18 protein-coding genes and 2 pseudogenes are annotated in these 16,823 nt (G+C 39.8%); 3 read left to right on the top strand and 17 right to left on the bottom strand.

Annotation, left to right across the window (positions count from 1 at the left end):
* Positions 1-228: 228 nt before the first annotated feature.
* From NP781_RS07030 to NP781_RS07010, 5 genes and pseudogenes are all read right to left on the bottom strand, one after another.
* Positions 229-1,023 (bottom strand): M55 family metallopeptidase, encoded by a 795-nt coding sequence (locus NP781_RS07030; RefSeq protein WP_004229439.1) that lies wholly within the window; start codon positions 1,021-1,023, stop codon positions 229-231.
* Complete coding sequence (locus tag NP781_RS07025; RefSeq protein ID WP_257522506.1) at positions 1,020-1,319, bottom strand: M15 family metallopeptidase; 300 nt, start codon at positions 1,317-1,319, stop codon at positions 1,020-1,022. Before NP781_RS07025 ends, NP781_RS07030 begins: the two co-directional genes overlap by 4 nt.
* A gap of 23 nt (positions 1,320-1,342) precedes the next feature.
* Positions 1,343-1,633 carry a M15 family metallopeptidase domain-containing protein gene (locus NP781_RS07020; RefSeq protein ID WP_257521842.1) on the bottom strand — a complete coding sequence of 97 codons (291 nt, stop codon included), beginning with the start codon at positions 1,631-1,633 and terminating at the stop codon, positions 1,343-1,345.
* Between the two features lie 403 nt (positions 1,634-2,036).
* A pseudogene (locus NP781_RS07015) lies at positions 2,037-3,094 on the bottom strand (P1 family peptidase).
* 1 nt (position 3,095) lies between these two features.
* Entirely contained in the window at positions 3,096-3,794 is a 699-nt protein-coding gene (locus NP781_RS07010; protein ID WP_257521841.1) for an aspartate/glutamate racemase family protein, read from the bottom strand.
* 227 nt (positions 3,795-4,021) lie between these two features.
* Here NP781_RS07010 and NP781_RS07005 point away from each other — a divergent pair, with 227 nt between their 5' ends.
* Positions 4,022-5,419, top strand: a complete 1,398-nt coding sequence (locus NP781_RS07005; protein WP_221680804.1) for an alanine/glycine:cation symporter family protein — start codon at positions 4,022-4,024, stop codon at positions 5,417-5,419.
* 121 nt (positions 5,420-5,540) lie between these two features.
* On the opposite strand, the gene NP781_RS07000 is transcribed toward NP781_RS07005, so the two are convergent.
* The 3 genes from NP781_RS07000 to NP781_RS06990 all read right to left on the bottom strand — a co-directional run bounded on the left by NP781_RS07000 (position 5,541) and on the right by NP781_RS06990 (position 10,331).
* Positions 5,541-7,502 (bottom strand): methyl-accepting chemotaxis protein, encoded by a 1,962-nt coding sequence (locus NP781_RS07000; protein ID WP_257521840.1) that lies wholly within the window; start codon positions 7,500-7,502, stop codon positions 5,541-5,543.
* Positions 7,503-7,677: 175 nt separating this feature from the next.
* A complete protein-coding gene (locus tag NP781_RS06995) occupies positions 7,678-9,357 on the bottom strand; it encodes a methyl-accepting chemotaxis protein (protein WP_257521839.1) in 1,680 nt (559 codons plus the stop codon).
* A 155-nt stretch (positions 9,358-9,512) separates the two neighbouring features.
* Positions 9,513-10,331, bottom strand: coding sequence for a hypothetical protein (locus NP781_RS06990; RefSeq protein WP_257521838.1), 819 nt, complete (start codon positions 10,329-10,331; stop codon positions 9,513-9,515).
* Between the two features lie 101 nt (positions 10,332-10,432).
* Between NP781_RS06990 and NP781_RS06985 the strand changes: the two genes are divergently transcribed.
* Positions 10,433-10,999: a hypothetical protein gene (locus NP781_RS06985; RefSeq protein WP_054550850.1), complete on the top strand. Its 567-nt coding sequence runs from the start codon at positions 10,433-10,435 to the stop codon at positions 10,997-10,999.
* Between the two features lie 30 nt (positions 11,000-11,029).
* Here the strand turns inward: NP781_RS06985 and NP781_RS06980 are convergent, their stop codons facing one another.
* The 7 genes and pseudogenes from NP781_RS06980 to NP781_RS06950 all read right to left on the bottom strand — a co-directional run bounded on the left by NP781_RS06980 (position 11,030) and on the right by NP781_RS06950 (position 14,486).
* Positions 11,030-11,566 carry a DUF1572 domain-containing protein gene (locus NP781_RS06980; protein ID WP_257521837.1) on the bottom strand — a complete coding sequence of 179 codons (537 nt, stop codon included), beginning with the start codon at positions 11,564-11,566 and terminating at the stop codon, positions 11,030-11,032.
* 62 nt (positions 11,567-11,628) lie between these two features.
* Positions 11,629-12,510 (bottom strand): hypothetical protein, encoded by an 882-nt coding sequence (locus NP781_RS06975; RefSeq protein ID WP_257521836.1) that lies wholly within the window; start codon positions 12,508-12,510, stop codon positions 11,629-11,631.
* Positions 12,503-13,018 (bottom strand): sigma-70 family RNA polymerase sigma factor, encoded by a 516-nt coding sequence (locus NP781_RS06970; RefSeq protein ID WP_221680797.1) that lies wholly within the window; start codon positions 13,016-13,018, stop codon positions 12,503-12,505. The genes NP781_RS06975 and NP781_RS06970 overlap by 8 nt, the downstream gene beginning before the upstream one ends.
* 113 nt (positions 13,019-13,131) lie before the next feature.
* Positions 13,132-13,739 (bottom strand): annotated as a pseudogene (locus NP781_RS06965) (SCO family protein).
* 104 nt (positions 13,740-13,843) lie between these two features.
* Positions 13,844-13,966 carry a YvrJ family protein gene (locus NP781_RS06960; protein WP_004229459.1) on the bottom strand — a complete coding sequence of 41 codons (123 nt, stop codon included), beginning with the start codon at positions 13,964-13,966 and terminating at the stop codon, positions 13,844-13,846.
* A gap of 65 nt (positions 13,967-14,031) precedes the next feature.
* Positions 14,032-14,256, bottom strand: a complete 225-nt coding sequence (locus tag NP781_RS06955) for a DUF2922 domain-containing protein (RefSeq protein WP_257521835.1) — start codon at positions 14,254-14,256, stop codon at positions 14,032-14,034.
* Positions 14,257-14,270: 14 nt separating this feature from the next.
* Positions 14,271-14,486, bottom strand: a complete 216-nt coding sequence (locus NP781_RS06950) for a DUF1659 domain-containing protein (RefSeq protein WP_221680794.1) — start codon at positions 14,484-14,486, stop codon at positions 14,271-14,273.
* Positions 14,487-14,607: 121 nt separating this feature from the next.
* Between NP781_RS06950 and NP781_RS06945 the strand changes: the two genes are divergently transcribed.
* Positions 14,608-15,036 carry a DUF2621 domain-containing protein gene (locus NP781_RS06945; RefSeq protein WP_004229468.1) on the top strand — a complete coding sequence of 143 codons (429 nt, stop codon included), beginning with the start codon at positions 14,608-14,610 and terminating at the stop codon, positions 15,034-15,036.
* Between the two features lie 871 nt (positions 15,037-15,907).
* On the opposite strand, the gene NP781_RS06940 is transcribed toward NP781_RS06945, so the two are convergent.
* Positions 15,908-16,402: a CcdC family protein gene (locus NP781_RS06940; RefSeq protein WP_004229470.1), complete on the bottom strand. Its 495-nt coding sequence runs from the start codon at positions 16,400-16,402 to the stop codon at positions 15,908-15,910.
* 25 nt (positions 16,403-16,427) lie between these two features.
* Positions 16,428-16,814 (bottom strand): response regulator, encoded by a 387-nt coding sequence (locus NP781_RS06935; protein WP_004229473.1) that lies wholly within the window; start codon positions 16,812-16,814, stop codon positions 16,428-16,430.
* Positions 16,815-16,823: the final 9 nt, after the last annotated feature.

The raw sequence follows: 16,823 nt of genomic DNA, 5'->3' as shown, positions 1-16,823 counted from the left end.
TTTCAGCTATATGTGAGCGGGTTCTTCGATTTTTTGATCACTTTTCACGTGATTATGAGCGGGTCTCTCAACCTTTTGATCACTTCTCCTGTCTTTGTGAGCGGGTCCACCACTTTTTTGATCACTTCTCACACTTTCAGGAGCGGGTCCCTCACCAAATGGATCACTTCTCACCTTTCAAGAAATAAAATCCTCACTTGATGTAAAAGCTCCCACTAGACCTTTCCATCATGTTAAAAATTGCAGGACACGCAGCACCTCATAAAAATCATGGGTCAAGAACTCCACGGTATTATGTGGTTTGAATTTGGCATTTGGATAAAATGAATTGCGATAGGCTCTTGTATGGTCACGATAAATAATCTCTACCATAAAGTGTTCTGGCAACGTTACCTGTAATGCGGCACGAGGGATCTTCATAGAAGACTCTACCAGTCGCTTGGTTTCCATTATGGTTAGTTGTGGACTGACACTAATCGTCGCATTGCCGATGCCTTCCTTTGTGGCAAACGTGACAATGTGTTCATTTATCGCCTGAATCTCTTCTGTCAACCCCACATCCCCACTTACGAAGGACACGGGCACATCGTGTAACGCTGCTGCATACGTATTGATCAGAAATTCGCTCGCATATTCGCCATTAATTTTGACATCTGCGTATGTGCAAAGCGTGTGGGCTAGTGGGTTACGCTCACTGCCACCCTTGCTGTGATAACCGATAAAAATAGCACGGTCAAAGCTTTGATCGAGACCTGCTACCATACACATAGGATCATATGTCCAGCCACGGATGACTTTACAGTTGATTGGTAAATTGGAAATGTCTAGATTGCGGGCTGAATCATGTGCGTCCTTTAATAAAATTTCAGTTGCTCCCCCTGCTATCGCTCCTTCAATGGCAGCTTCTACTTCTCGCGTCATTTGTCTTTGAAAAAACTGATAGTCAGGTGCGTTTAACTCGGTCTCACTCCACGAGGTTGTACCTGTAATCCCTTCAATATCTGCACTAATATAAACTTTCATAGAAATCGAAACTCCTTTACATTGTGATTTTGAATTGTTGCGTGTACTGCTCCGTAATGAGCTACCTGTGCATAAACACGTCTAGCCCATGCCACATTGCCATAATCGTAATGCCACCATTCCTCCGCATAGTTCGTAAATCCAGCACGTGTCATACAGTTATACAGCAAACGTCGGTGCTGACAGGCAAGCGGATTTTCTTGCGTATGCTGTTCAAAATAACGGGTCGCTGATTTTTCATTCATTTCATCAAACGCTGTCCCAAGATCGAGGGCTTTACCATGAACATCAGCCAGTGTTACATCGATGGCACCCCCTGTTAAATGGGGGCTAAATGGGCTGCATCTTTACTTGGAAATGCTACATATTTTTTGGTCGCCTGCATAATCTCTTGTGGTGTTAACTGCGGCATCCTTTTTGCTAATTGCTGAGAAAAATGGCTGAACAAATACTGCTGTACTTGAAATGGGCGATAGCCATCATAAAGTAATAAGCCATACTTTTGAGGTAATAATGTTAATACCTGTTGCAAACGCTCATAGACACCTTCTCTTACATAAATAACGCGTAAACTATTAGAAATCTGTTGCTGATAGTAGATTGGCTTCATAAATACCCTAGGATGAGCACCTGTAAGCTGGATAAGCGGCTCATTGTTTTCACATACAACTGGTGATGGCGAGGGGCTTCCATTTAGAGAGGGTGCTATTGGTTGAAAAAGATTAATAATAACCGAACCCCCCTTTAAATAGTTAGATAATTCAGTTTTTTAAGTTGAATATTATCACATCTCCCTATCATTGACTAGATAAAAAAAGAATAATTACAAAATAATGGATATATTCTTATAATGATACATATTCCAGCAATTGACGGGTCAAAAAAACACTTATATCCTCTAATTAAGAATTTTATTCATCTTATAGCTCGCTCATGCTAAAAAATTAACGAATCCTGTTTGGTTACCTAAAAAAAGCCATTGAACACATTTGCTGTTTCAATGGCTTTTTCTTTTATGCCTGATGAAAGGAGTAAGCTTGTACAGTATGACCATTGCGGCCAGTTGTTGTCTGTGCCTGCGATAACGAATTCAGTATCGCTTCCTCAGTCGCTTCCGCTGCGGCTGTAAACAGTTGATTCATGATGGGATGATCCTCACGAAGCTGAATTCTTGTCTCAATAAGCTGATCAGCGGTATGAGGAATACTATGTGCCGTCGTGAAGCCAATCACAATGTCACCACTACCATGTGAAAAATGACTGCCTGTCCGTCCTAAACCGATGCCACAGCGTTTAATGACACGTGTCAATTGTCGACTACTTAGTGGGGCATCTGTCGCAAGGACAATGATAATGGAGCCATCTGTTGGTGATAAGATAGATTGGTTTTGCGTAGTTGAGACTTTGTAATGCTCAGCTAAAAACTCCCACCTTGTCCAAAATTACTAAGAACTAGACAGCCTACTGTATAGTTCACTTCATTTGATTCTACTTTGACGATGCGAGAGGAAGAACCAATTCCTCCTTTATAACCGAAACACATCATCCCTTTTCCTGCACCAACAGCGCCTTCCTGTACCGTCTTTGTAGAGGCTTGACGAATGGCTTCTATGGCATGATCAGGTGTCACTGGACAAGCTCGAATCGAATTAAGATAACTATCATTACACTCGCCTACAACGAGATTAATGGTTCCTGTTGTCAGTCCAATGTCTTCATTCCTATCAAGCATATAGCTTAATGTACCTTGTGTAACAGCTGGTACGCCAAAAGTATTGGTTAACATAATGGGCGATTCCAGTACACCTAGTTCATTCACTTGCACAAGTCCCGTTGTTTTCCCAAAGCCATTTAGTACATAGCTTGCCGCTGTTACCTTTTGCTGAAATACATTGCCTCCATGCGGTAAAATGGCTGTAACGCCTGTACACGCATAGGCCCCATTCTGATCTAATGGCTCATCCAATGTCACATGTCCCACTTGGACTCCTTCTACATCGGTGATGCAGTTTTTCTGCCCAACTGGTAACATACCAATTTCAATGCCCAATTGTCTTACTTTTCCCTGCATATTATGCCTCCTCCTGAATCGCCATTAATACAGCAGCCTGTGCATGGATCGCCGTTGTATCAAACACCGGAATGCTGACATCCTCCTGCTGAATCAATAAGCCGATTTCTGTGCAGCCCAAAATTACCCCTTGTGCCCCCGCATGTACAAGCTCCTCGATCACTTGGCTATAGTACGTTTTAGATGCTGGTACAATGGTGCCAAGACACAATTCATCGTAAATAATTCGGTTTACTTCCATTCGGTCGTTGCTGTCAGGCACGATCACCTCTATGCCAAAGCTTTCTACCCTTGCCTTATAAAACGCTTGCTCCATTGTGTATTTTGTGCCAAGAAGCGCTATTTTCTGTAGCCCCGCTTCTTTGATTTGCTTAGCTGTCGCATCCGCAATATGTAAAATAGGAATGGTTATAGCAGGCTCGATAACATCAATGACCTTATGCATTGTATTGGTACAAATGATGACTAGGTCTGCACCTGCCCGCTCCAGTGCTTGTGCAGCTTGAGCTAGCACCTCACCTGCTTTGTCCCACTCACCGTTAGCTTGAAAATGCTCAATTTGCTGGAAATCTACACTAAACAAAATACATTTCGCAGAGTGTAAGCCCCCTAGTCTATGTTTAACCTGTTCATTGATAAGTCTGTAATATTCAGCAGATGACTCCCAGCTCATCCCTCCAATTAAGCCGATTGTTTTCATGTCTACACCACTCCTTTTTTTCTATTATTATACGCCTCTCTCACACAAAAATAAGAAAATTTTCCAAAAGCAATATATGACGCTTGGAAAATAATATATAAAAGGATTTTTCACAATTAATAAATTTGAAATATCAAAATTTTAGTATAATTCATTATATTAAAAAAAGTTGATTTTATATAAAAAAACAGTGTAGACTAAAGCGTATTGTGAAAGGAGGACAACTTATGGAATGGATCTCAACGATAGTTGATAGCGGAAATAATATTTTATGGACATATATCCTCATTATCTTACTTTTAGTAGCAGGATTATATTTTTCATTCGGTACGAAGTTTGTACAAATTCGTCTTTTTCCTGAAATGTTTCGTTTAATTGTAGAAAAAAGAGAGGGCGATTCGGGGGTTTCTCCGTTCCAGGCCTTTACCATTAGTGCTGCTTCACGTGTTGGCACAGGAAATATTACAGGGGTAGCCTTAGCCATTGGTGTAGGCGGACCTGGTGCAGTATTTTGGATGTGGATAATCGCAATTTTAGGGATGGCCACTGCCTTCATTGAAAGCACCTTAGCGCAGGTCTATAAAGTGAAGGATGGCGATACATTCCGTGGTGGACCCGCCTACTATATGGAGAAAGCGTTAGGTCAACGAAAGCTTGGCATTATTTTTAGTATTTTATTAACATTAAGCTTTGGCTTTATTTTTAATGCTGTGCAATCTAACACAATTGCCACTTCAGTCGGCGAAGCCTTCGATGTAAGTCCTAAGATTATTGGGGCTATACTTGTCGTTTTAACTGCCTTAATTATTTTTGGTGGTGTCCATCGTATTGTAAAGGTGACACAAGTTCTTGTCCCGGTTATGGCCATCTTTTATTTGCTTGTTGCTCTTTTTGTTGTGGTGACCAATTTATCGGAAATTCCCCATGTTTTTTCATTAATTTTCACTCATGCATTTGGCCTACAGGAAGCTGCTGGTGGTGCAATTGGTGCTGCAATCATGCAGGGTGTACGTCGCGGTTTATTTTCCAATGAAGCAGGGATGGGGAGTGTGCCGAATGCTGCGGCAACTGCTAATACTTCACATCCTGCTAAGCAAGGACTTGTACAAAGCTTAGGTGTCTTTTTTGATACGATTATGATTTGTACTGCCACTGCGTTTATCATTATTTTAGCGGGCTTATATGATAAAGGTGAGAGTGATGGTATTATTTTGACGCAAAATTCTTTAGCTGTACATGTTGGTGATTGGGCTCCTTATTTTATTGCCATCTCCATCATTTTCTTTGCTTTTAGTTCGATTATTGGTAATTATTATTATGGTGAATCCAATATTGAATTTATGGATGCCCATAAAGCTTGGATGTTTTGCTATCGAATTTTAGTGTTAGTTATGGTTATGTTCGGCTCCATCGCACAAGTACAGCTTGTATGGAATCTTGCTGACCTCTTTATGGGGCTGATGGCGCTTATCAATATCGCCATTATTATGATGCTCGGTAAAATTGCCTTCCTTGTGCTAGACGACTTTACTGAACAACGTAGAGCAGGCAAAAATCCTGTCTTCTATGCAAAATCAATCCCAACCTTAAAAAATACTGACTGTTGGGAAGAAGAAGATCGATAAAATACTGAACGCCACTTCTAAAATTGGAGTGGCGTTTTTTGATAAAAACGGTTGCTTTGCTCTACTAGTACGGCATTTATCAACACTTAACGCCACCCCAAATTTGGAGTGGCGTTGTGCTTTAATATTTAAACTGACTAATCAGTAGCTTTAATTCATCCGCCATATGCGCGAGTGCTTGCGCAGAGGCATTGATTTCCTCCATTGAGGCTAATTGCTCCTCTGTTGATGCCGCTACATCCTCAGACGCCGCTGCATTGCCTTTCGCGGAGAATGCCAAATCTTCGGTTACTGCTGCTACCTCTTGAACACCTGCAGACATCTGCTCAGAGGCTGAAGAAACCTCCTCCATTTTAGGGGTAATTTCATTCATACTTGTCATAATGACTTGGAATTTTGCAATGGCTTCATCGGAAATATGCAATCCACTTTGCACATCATCTGTAACCTTCGCCATAATACTGACAGATTGCTCCGTTTCATGCTGAATCCCTCGGATAAGCTCAAATATTTGTTTAGCTGATTCCTGTGATTGCTCTGCAAGCTTCCGTACTTCGTCTGCCACGACTGCAAAGCCTTTCCCATGCTCTCCTGCTCTTGCTGCTTCGATAGCGGCATTTAAAGCAAGTAAATTTGTTTGATCTGCAATGCTTGTAATCACATCTAAAATGGATGTAATTTGCTGAGAGCGTTCATGCAATGTCTGGATTTTCGCATTGGAGTCTGCTACGGATAAATGAATGGATTGCATTTGATCCTTTGTATTTTGGACAGCTTGTCCGCCTTCGTCCGCCTGTAATGTCGCATGCTGTGAAAGGTCCGTCACTGCCGAAGAGATTTCAGCAATATGCAGAATGGCAGTAGAAAGCTCATGTAAAGAAGCTGCATTTTTAGTGGCACTCATCGTTTGAGAATCAGCGCTTGTTGCAACATCCTGAATGGAAATCGCCACTTTTTCCGTTGCAATGCTTGTCTGATTGGCATTGGCAGTTAGTTCTTCTGCTGAAGAAGCAACCTCCTCTGCATTTTGTTCAATTTTTTGAATTAGTGTCCGTAAGCTTTCTTGCATATCATTAAAGGCTTGTCCTAATTGACCAATCTCATCTTTTGACGTAATCGTTACTATTTCCGTGAGATCCCCTTTGCTGATTGTAACAGCACTATCCTTTAAGGCTTTAATTGGTTTAATGACAGCCCTCATTACAAAATAAAAAATGATGGAACTGATGATAATTGCTGCTATAAGGACTAGAATCGTATGGTATAAAATTGAGGAAGCAGACTCATCAATTTCTTTAGCAAAAATCGTTCCTGTTATTTTCCAATTTGTCAGCTCATTTGTCGTATAGAATAATAGACGATCATCACCATTAAAGACATATTCATACGTACCTGATGGACTTTCGTACATTTCATCAAGGAAGCTTTCTTTCAGCTCCCCTCCCGCTTCAAGTGTAGGATGTGAAATGACCATCTTGTCCTCTCCAAAAATAGAAGGATACCCATTTTTTCCGATTCGAATTGAATCAGCAATTTTTTGAAGATCGGTTAATTTAATATCAATTGCCACAACCCCAGCCTGATCCTTCGTCTGCTTAGCAACTGTTACCACCATATCACCCGTCCCCGCATCCTTGTAAGGGTTGGTAATTAAGGTTTCTCCTTTTAAAGCTGTCGCCTCTTTATACCAATCTCGATCTAATGGATTATAGTCTGCACCATTCAATTTTGGCTCCTGTGTAAATCGACCGTCATTCATGCCAATATAAACACTCAATACATCAGCATTAAGCTTTGTATATTGCTGAAATTTAGCCACAATCGAAGCTTGTGCTTCTTCATATTGGCGCGCATCTATTTCACTACTAAATACATTAATATCACTCATTTTCTCACTAATCGTTTTGTCAATGAGCTTATTTAAAATGCCTACACTTTCATTGGCACTAAATAAAATTTCTTCTTCAATCGAGTCTTTTGCAGATAAATAAGACAAACTCCCAACAGATATGACAGGGATAAGTAATACTAGTGCAAATAGCGTATAAAGCTTGCCCTTAAAACTGCTAAATAGTTTCTTCATATATCAATCTCCTTTTGATTTTTTCAAAACCTCTCCCTCTCTTTATCTGCTTAACATTTCTCCCAAAGCTTTTATCGGACAAAAAAATTTTTTTCTAACTTTTTTACGATTTTCATATTATTCAGGCTTTACCGACAAATAAAAACCCCTGTAACTAGACAGGGGTCAATTGGATTTAGTATTTAAACGACTGAATGGATTCTTGCAGGTCTATCGCCATCTTTGCTAGATGGGTAGAGGCTGCTGCAACCTCCTCCATCGCTGCATTTTGTTCCTCTGAAGAGGCTGCAACACTTTGCACATGATGGCTTGATTTCATCGACACTTCACTAATATAGTCGATTTCCTGCACTAACTTTTCAATATCTTGATGGATTGTTTGAATCGCTGCCGTTACTAGCTCGGTCTGTGCTTGTACATCATTAATAGCATCATCAATTTGTATAAAATTATCCCTTGCCATATTAACCTTTTCACGACCTACATGGACAGAATCATTACTATTAACCATATCTTCCTCGATAACCCTCGTGCTATCTGTAATTTGGGCCACTACTTTTTCAATATCAACCGCAGCAAGATTTGACTCATCTGCTAACTTGCGGACTTCCTCTGCCACTACCGCAAAGCCTTTCCCATGCTCCCCGCTCCTTGCGGCTTCAATGGAAGCATTGATTGCTAGTAAATTAGTCTGTGTCGCTATACTCTTAATGACATTTACTGCTGATACAATCGCCGCTGTATTGTCATCTAAATCTTGCACACGTGTATTTAGCTCACTTGTGTTAGTAGAGATTTCATTCATTTGCGCTGTAACATCATGCACAGAAGAACGACCTGTTTGTGCCATATTTTTCGTGTTGACTGTTGCTTGATTCACGCTTTGTATGCTTGTAGAAATATCATTCATTTTCTTCAAAATATGCGCAGATAAATTTCGTACATCACCTGTTAATGTATCCTGCTGATCAATACCTTGTGCAATATCATGAATAGATTCTGTTACCACCTCTGTCGCCTGTGTAACCTCCATGCTACTTGCTGTTAGCTGTTCGGATGTTGCGGCAACTTGCTCAGAGGAATTTCCGACTTGTTTCATCATCAGTCGAAGCTTTTCTGACATACTATTGAAGGAATCTGCTAAGTGCGCAAACTCATCCTTGGTTTTAAATTGTAAATGCGTATGCAAATTCCCTTCAGAAAACTTATCCATTTCAACCACTGTTTGTTGAATATTTTTTGCGATCCGTCTACCGAATAGTGTTGCGATGATAATGCTTATAAGTAGAGAAATAGCCACTAGAATCATAATTTCGAGGCCACTTCTTTCTCCTTTTTGCTTGGTAGCCTCAATATGAGCCTGCATATCTTCTTGCTGAGCTGTTGCCATTGTTTTTCCAAAGACAACCAATTTCTGAGAGCCCTCACCTAAAATCGGTAAAGCCATTTGTTGTGCTTGCTGGTGATCCCCTCGTTGATAAAGAGGCACAATCTGTCCATCTATAGCCTTTTCCCAGTCGTCAAGCTGCGATAAAAATTGATCAAAATCTTGATTACTATCGCCTATTTCCTGAAGTCGATTAATGGACGTATGTAAGGTATTTCGGATTTCATGATGATTGTTGAGCATTTCTTCCTTGCCATATAACATATACCCACGAATAGCCGCATTCGCTCGTACGGTTTGGAACGAGATATCTTGATATAAATGGATTAATTCCGTATTGTCTTCGATTTCTGCTAATGTCTGATTATTATTATTCAAGTAGTACATAGCAATCCCTGAAATAAGCAGTAAAAAGATGAGGACAATACCAAAAGCAAATTGCAATTTCCGTTCCACAGTTAGTCTCATATGATTCCCTCTATTCTTCTATAATCCACTTGAGTATAGCCTACCTAAACCTATTAGCCTATAAAATCTATGTTTCTCCTCCTAAACTATCGCTAAAATTTAACAATAATGAGAATTTCGCATCTAAGCTATTGACAATAATATCCACTATTTCACTAGTTGAAATAGGAAGTAATCATTTGGAAACCATAGAGATAACACCAAAAGAGCGGAAGAAGCAGGAGCATTTTCAGGAAATGACCTCTTTTTTCTAAAAACTCTCGCATGCCTGAAGTCAGCATCATCGCACTCAGTAATAGTAAGCTATGTTGAGCCCCATAAATCTGCATAGAGAATGTGATAATAAGCGGTAAGATGGCTGGATAAATAGAATCTGCTAGTGATCTTTTATCCTTCGTATTGGAGGGCATGCTTTCTTTCTCTGTGGATTTAGTGGCTACTAGTTTCTTTGCAAGCATATAGACAAGCCCAAAAAATAAAATTGTATAAACAATAAATAATAGCCACGGTATTTTGCTTTCATTATTTAACAAATGAAAATAATCCTCAGCTTCTTGTGCTTGCAGTACATAATACCGTCCTGTTTTTTGATCCATTAGGAAGAATCGTTCATCCTCGACTATTACTTTCAAGGCCGTTTCCTTGCCATTATGGAAGCGTATGTATAAATCACTTACTGCTTCATGGTCTGCTGGTCGACTGCTAAGGTCCTTTTTAGTTTGTAATACTTGCTGAAGGCGATCTGTATCTTTCACCTCATAGCGGTCGACATAAAATACTTGCTTTAACGGATATAAATAGTGCTCTTTGCCATTACTTCCAGACAAATACCAAGCCTCTTTAATCGATTGAATAGGAGTATGCAGCGGCACTAGCTCCTCCCGCTGCCTTTCATTGTAAAGGAAGAGTAGTAGTGTGCTTATACTCAGAACCATGCCCAGAATAAGTGTATAAATATAACCACCCTTATACACTTTATCACCTCCTTTACCACTTTACATTTATAGTAATTATTGTCATATACGATTTACTACGCTAATAAGTTTCAGCTATACTAAAATAGAGGTGATGATGTATGAGTAGACCAGAATTATACGTACATTTAGTAGTCGGTCCTGATTGTGATTTTGAATCCATGGCCATTCGAGCGGCACTGGAATCCTTTGGTGCAGGTGTGACACTTGATTTAATTGGCAGACCAAATGATTTAATTGATATTTTATCTGGAAATGATCTTCCTCACAAAATGGATTATTTGCTATTGAACTTTCATGGCGATGAGGGGCGATTTTGTCTGCCTGAGCTAGGAGAAGAGGTATATGAAGAAAATGAACCAAGGAGTATCTATTTTGAACCTCAAGATGTCTTAACCTATTGTCAGCTACAGGGTGTCAAGGTCATTGCGGCAGGCTGTACATTAGGCTGGCAGCAGCTAGCGACAGCCTTTTTAGAGAGTGGCTGTCATTCCTACCTAGCACCTGATGATTATATTGAGGGTAATGCCAATCTCATGTTTCTAATTCACTTTTTCTATGAGATAATCACAAATCATAGAAGTCAGCAGGAGGCATTTGAACTCGCTCAAGCGACCGATCTAGAAACAGCCTTATACAAGCTCTATTTAGCAGAAAAAAGATCGTAGCACCTACTACTTGGCTACGATCTTTCTTCTTTAGCGTTGATGTTTATCTAGCATAGCTTCAGTAAAAGCTTGTGACTGTCCTTTAGGAATACTGAGTGTTTGCCAATCAGAGCCCTTTACCAATTTGGCGATATAAATGATTTGACCGACGTGCTGTGCATAGTGTGCCATTTGTCTTTCAATAGCATCAATGATCGCTAGCCGCTCCCCTCTAATCGTGACATGCCCCTGTAAATCGGATTCTGTTAAACTCGCCAAGGCCTCTAAAAACACCTGCCACCCCTTGTCCCAAGCTGAGATGATTGCTTCTTTGGTGTGAAGACTATCCTCAAACTCATCATCCCGATTTCTCGTTGGCTTTTCTCCATCTGTCGTTAAAAAATCTGTCCAGCGGGAAATCATATTCCCACTTACATGCTTTACAATCACTGCAATACTGTTGGATTCTTCATTGTATGCCCAGTGCAATTGTGCCTCTTCCATTTGGGCAAGCGTTTTATCCCCTAGCTCTTTCACACTTTGAAATCTTTTCTGAACAACTTGTAAATAGGTTTGTGCAATTGTCATAGTCGAACCTCCATCCCTCTTTTCTATCATTCTATTATAGCTCAATTGAAATGTCTCATGACTTATTCGCCAAGAATAAAATCTCTTGCAAGGATCGCCATTTTTTCTTGAACCTCCTGAGGGTTTCCATCAAGTTGATACCCGATATGATAGACATAGCCGTTATAGTAAGAATAAAACTCATTGGCTCTAGTAGTCATTTGAAAGATTCGCTTATCCGTCTCATCGTAATTATAATAAGTATATACATAACCTTGTTCTGGTGACATCTCCCGATAAAACAGGGGATTCATAAAATTTAAGCCTATATTCGAAACTTTCATCCCTAAAGTTTCTTCCATACTTTTCGACTTCACATAGCTCGCTAAGGGATTATACTTTACATTTGTCACGGTAAAATTAATAAATTGTAAATCCACCCCAGTGGAGGATTTTTCTTTATAGCTAAATTGAAATTGCGTTTGTTGGCTACCATCCTCCATTTTTGCTGAAATTGCATAGACCTCCTGAATATTTGGTTGAAATGGTAAATTTTCAGGATCAGTGAGATGAACGACATCCTCCAGTGATGTGGCTACTGATTGCATTGCCTCTAAACCTTGAAGTGGTGCATAATATTGGATATCTTTTGCCTGACTTAAATAATTAGCAAGTGGAAGAAAATTACTGAATGCTGTGTCTTTTCCCTCCACTTCTGTTTGAAATAAATCCGTGAATGTAGGTGTTTCTCCTTCATCCTGTGTCGCCAGCTCATCCATCGGTTTTGCGGCTTGCCAGGCAATGAATAATAAAATAGAGCAGGTAAGCATCATCGTAACGACACGATATGTCCACTTCGGCTTGGACATAACAGGCTCTTGCTGAATTTGTTGTCGAACCTTATGAATAATGGCTTTCTTATGTGCTGAAACATCTTGTAGTATCTGCATTGTATGCTTATCCATGGAAAAGCACCTCCCACTCAATATGTTGTAACTCTACTTTTAATAGCTCCTTTCCTTTCTTTAAACGTGATTTCACAGTACCTTCAGGAATCGCAAGTAACTCCGCAATCTCTTTAATCGTCATCTCCTCCAAGTAAAAATAGACAATTGCTTCTCGTGGCTTAAGTGGTAAGCTTAAAATAGCATCATCTAACAGCGCTTGTTCATCTTGACGAATCAGTTTGTCCTGCAATGTTGATTTTTGTTTGGTAAAAAATTTATGCTGAAATGTTATTTTTCTGTATGCCCAGCTTTTTAAATAATCCTTGCATTTATTGATTGTCATGCGAGCTAAATATGCCTTCATCTCTCCTCGTTCCTCATAGTGTTTTTGATGATAGAACTTAATAAACACATCCTGTACAATATCCTCGGCTATTTGTAAATCCTTTGTATAGTAATAAGCAATTCGAAACAATTGCTCCGTATGTATAGCCATTAACCGCTCGAATTTTTCATGATCAGACACGCCATCACCCTCCTTCTACACTATAAACGACTCCCAACCAGAAAAAGATTATTTTTCCAGATAGAAAAATAAAAAAAAACCGCCTCAACCATTTGAGACGGTTTACTGTTACTTTATAAATTTTCATCAATATATGTTTCGATATCAGAAGCTATCGTATCTATCGGTACATCTTCAATGTTTTCAGCATAGCCATTATACATTTTGACGAGGATACCATCTTTATCGACTAAGAAAAATTGATTACCATGAATGACTTGGTCACTGTTAGGGTCGTTTTTCACTAAAATCTTTGTATTTTTCACCGCAAATTGTTCGATATATTTCTGTGAATATCCTGTAAGAAGGTTCCATTTAGATTCATCTGGAACATTGTATTTACTAAGATAATCCGCTAACACATCTGGCTGATCAACGTCTGGATCTACTGAAAAGGCAACGATGTTATAGTCCTCTACTCCTTTTTCTGAAGCTTTTCTTGGACTTGTGCCATGTTTAATGACATGGGCGGGCAGATGGACACACAGTTTGTGAAAATATACATGCCAATCCAAGGCTTACCTTTTAAGCTTTCAAGCGAAACCGTTTCACCACGTTGATTAACATGTTCGAAATCGGGTATTTCTAGACTATAATCTGCTTTAAATTTTGAGTTTCCACATGCGCCTAGCACAGTTGCACAGGCTAACAGCAGCACTAGCCCTATTAATTTACGTTTCATGTCAACACTCTCCCTAACCTACACTATCCCCATCCTAACGTAGGTTGTAAGCGTTGACAAGAACTTCTAAGTGACAGCTTTCGTACATCTTTGTGAAATCCATTTCATTTTAATGAAACGAGCGCAGCATGTATCGCATCAAGCTTTACTTCGACGCGGTGCAATAAATAAAATGACACTAAAATCGGAAAACCGATATCGGATATCATGTTCAACCACTGTTCCATCCTTCTCCTCCTCTCTTCCGTTAAAAATGGTCTTTGCACTTCTCGTAGCAAAGACCATTGTTGAATTATTCTGTTACTACTTCAAATTCTGTTACTTGACGATCTACAATACGAGCCCCCTTGATGGCTGACAGTGCACCACCTTGCCCAGTAAACACATTTTTAGCCATAATCGTTGCCATAGCCTGTTGAATTTCAGTCACCGTGATATTCGGCTTGGGTGCATCAATCGAAAGGGTTGTCGTTTTCCCATCAGTTGTTACAAATTGTAATTCTAGAACTTGTGTCATTCTGTGATCCCTCCTTAAGATAAATCGTGTGTTTCCTGTTTCGCAATGCCAGCTAGTGACTGTGATGAAAGACTAGCAATGGCATAAGCAACAGCTAACAAATCGTCCGCGCTATGTGTGTTGTTAATATTTCGATACGATTTCGTTGTGAACGTAGGCTTATTATTCTCATCATAGCCATCCACATATTTGAGACGCAGTGTAGCATTTACAAAGTTAACGTTAGCCATGTAGCATCACCTCCCTTCTGCATACTATATAAAGGCGAATTGCTAAAAAAGGGACATTAAGGATGAATTTTTTTTCAGAAGCTTTTATAATAGAGTGAGAGAAGGCAAAGAGGTGAACGATTTGTTACAAGGTTGGTTTTTATGGTTTATTTTATTTTGGGTTGTCGTCCTCATTTCATTGATGGCTATTGGTGGATTCTTCATGTTCCGCAAATTTTTAAAGGCACTCCCAAAGCAGGATGGAAAATCAGATTTAGATTGGCAAGAATATTATTTAGATAAAACCGTTCACTTGTGGGGACAAGCTGAAAAAGAATTACTCTATGAACTCGTAAGCCCTGTACCTGAGCTTTTTAGACAAGTGGCTAAGGAAAAAATTGCAGGAAAAATTGGCGAGCTCGCATTAGAAGAAAAAGCAGCAGCCATTAACAATGACCTCATTATTCGCGGCTATATCCAAGCAACACCAAAACGCGATCACAAATTTTTACGCAAAAAATTAGAGCAAATGCAAATTGACATCTCCCCCTATGAACATCTATTCGAATGAGTAAACGCTGCACAAAGATTTGTGCAGCGTTTTTTACTTAGCTATGCGATATTGTCCTGACCTGTATTTTTAAGAAGCTATCCCTTACTTTGCTAGCTTTAACCTCTTTAGTTGGACCTCTGTCCATGCTTTGCTGCTCTATCCTCTACTTTTATGAGGCTATCCTGCACTTTGCTAGCTTTATCCTCTTCATTTGGACCTCTATCCATGCTTTGCTGCTCTATCCGCTACTTTTGAAGTTCTATCCGCCACTTTTATGAAGCTATCCTGCACTTTGCTAGTTTTATCCTCTTCATTTGGACTCCTATCCGCGCTTTGCTGCCCTATCCGCCACTTTTATGAGGCTATCCTGCACTTTGCTAGCTTTATCCTCTTCATTTGGACCTCTATCCATGCTTTGCTGCTCTATCCGCTACTTTTGAAGTTCTATCCGCCACTTTTATGAAGCTATCCTGCACTTTGCTAGTTTTATCCTCTTCATTTGGACTCCTATCCGCGCTTTGCTGCCCTATCCGCCACTTTTATGAGGCTATCCTGCACTTTGCTAGCTTTATCCTCTTCATTTGGACTCATCTCCGCGCTTTGCTGCTCTATCCGCTACTTTTGAGGTTCTATCCGCTACTTTTATGAAACTATCCTGCACTTTGCTAGCTTTATCCTCTTCATTTGGACCTCTAACCGCGCTTTGCTGCCCTATCCGCCACTTTTATGAGGCTATCCTGCACTTTGCTAGCTTTATCCTCTTCATTTGGACTCCTATCCGCGCTTTGCTGCTCTATCCGCTACTTTTGAAGTTCTATCCGCCACTTTTATGAGGCTATCCAGTTCCTCCCGCGCTTAAAAGCATAAAAAAACTACACCAGCTTCAGTACTAGTGTAGTTTTGGAATTGTTTTTTTGACACGTTTAAACTGGATGAGCATTGCGATACGCCAAGGTACTAACATGGCAAAGGCTAATATCCAGAACATACCTGCTAATTCACCGACATCGATGGAGCTACTTAGAATCATTTTCGCCACCACTCGGAATATTAACAATCCGATTAATATAAAAGCGAATGCTTTTGAACGTTTTAAATAAATATCTCGACCCTTTACTTCAAATTTAGAAGTAGCAATTAATATTGTCGAGAACACCATTCCTACAGCTGCCGCCTCTAAGATTTGCATTGGTGGTACACGGAATTGTTCAAATAAAAACATCAGTGCACCAGAGGACATCGCTATTGGTGGAATAATAATTTTCTTCTCATTTGTCGGCATTTTGGAAGCTCTCATTCGTATGACCATCACAAAGCTCCCCATAAGAATGGCCATAATGGTCGACCCTATAACATAATAGTGAGAAGGGATACTGCTTAACATAAAAAAATCCTCCTCTAATGTCTAATTAACAATTTTGTCCAAGTAATTGATCAGCAACAGCCTTTAATCGTTCTGGCTCGAAAGGCTTTGTAATAAAATCCTTTGCCCCACTCTCAATCGCTTCTACGATTAATTTTTGCTGACCTAATGCTGTTACCATAATGATTTTTGCATCTGGAAATTCTGGGATGATTTTTTTTACGGCTGCAATACCTGTCATAACGGGCATCGTTACATCCATTGTGACTAAATCTGGTTGTAACTCTCGATACATCGCCACAGCTTCCTTACCATTTACTGCCTTACCGACTACCTCATAACCCCATTCTGTAAACATATTACTGATTGCAACACGCATAAATAGCGTATCATCTACTACTAAAACTGTAGGCACATGTTCATCTCCCTCCACGTTAAAGTT

It is taken from the genome of Lysinibacillus sp. FN11, assembly GCF_024628845.1.
Lineage (GTDB): Bacteria > Bacillota > Bacilli > Bacillales_A > Planococcaceae > Lysinibacillus > Lysinibacillus capsici.
This window is presented reverse-complemented; position numbering and strand designations above follow the sequence as displayed.

Coding starts and splice junctions, on each gene's coding strand:
- NP781_RS07030 (WP_004229439.1), bottom strand. CDS start 1,023: ATGAAAGTTTATATTAGTGCAGATATTGAAGGGATTACAGGTACAACC.
- NP781_RS07020 (WP_257521842.1), bottom strand. CDS start 1,633: ATGAAGCCAATCTACTATCAGCAACAGATTTCTAATAGTTTACGCGTT.
- NP781_RS07010 (WP_257521841.1), bottom strand. CDS start 3,794: ATGAAAACAATCGGCTTAATTGGAGGGATGAGCTGGGAGTCATCTGCT.
- NP781_RS07005 (WP_221680804.1), top strand. CDS start 4,022: ATGGAATGGATCTCAACGATAGTTGATAGCGGAAATAATATTTTATGG.
- NP781_RS07000 (WP_257521840.1), bottom strand. CDS start 7,502: ATGAAGAAACTATTTAGCAGTTTTAAGGGCAAGCTTTATACGCTATTT.
- NP781_RS06995 (WP_257521839.1), bottom strand. CDS start 9,357: ATGAGACTAACTGTGGAACGGAAATTGCAATTTGCTTTTGGTATTGTC.
- NP781_RS06985 (WP_054550850.1), top strand. CDS start 10,433: ATGAGTAGACCAGAATTATACGTACATTTAGTAGTCGGTCCTGATTGT.
- NP781_RS06980 (WP_257521837.1), bottom strand. CDS start 11,566: ATGACAATTGCACAAACCTATTTACAAGTTGTTCAGAAAAGATTTCAA.
- NP781_RS06975 (WP_257521836.1), bottom strand. CDS start 12,510: ATGGATAAGCATACAATGCAGATACTACAAGATGTTTCAGCACATAAG.
- NP781_RS06960 (WP_004229459.1), bottom strand. CDS start 13,966: ATGGAACAGTGGTTGAACATGATATCCGATATCGGTTTTCCGATTTTA.
- NP781_RS06955 (WP_257521835.1), bottom strand. CDS start 14,256: ATGACACAAGTTCTAGAATTACAATTTGTAACAACTGATGGGAAAACG.
- NP781_RS06950 (WP_221680794.1), bottom strand. CDS start 14,486: ATGGCTAACGTTAACTTTGTAAATGCTACACTGCGTCTCAAATATGTG.
- NP781_RS06940 (WP_004229470.1), bottom strand. CDS start 16,402: ATGTTAAGCAGTATCCCTTCTCACTATTATGTTATAGGGTCGACCATT.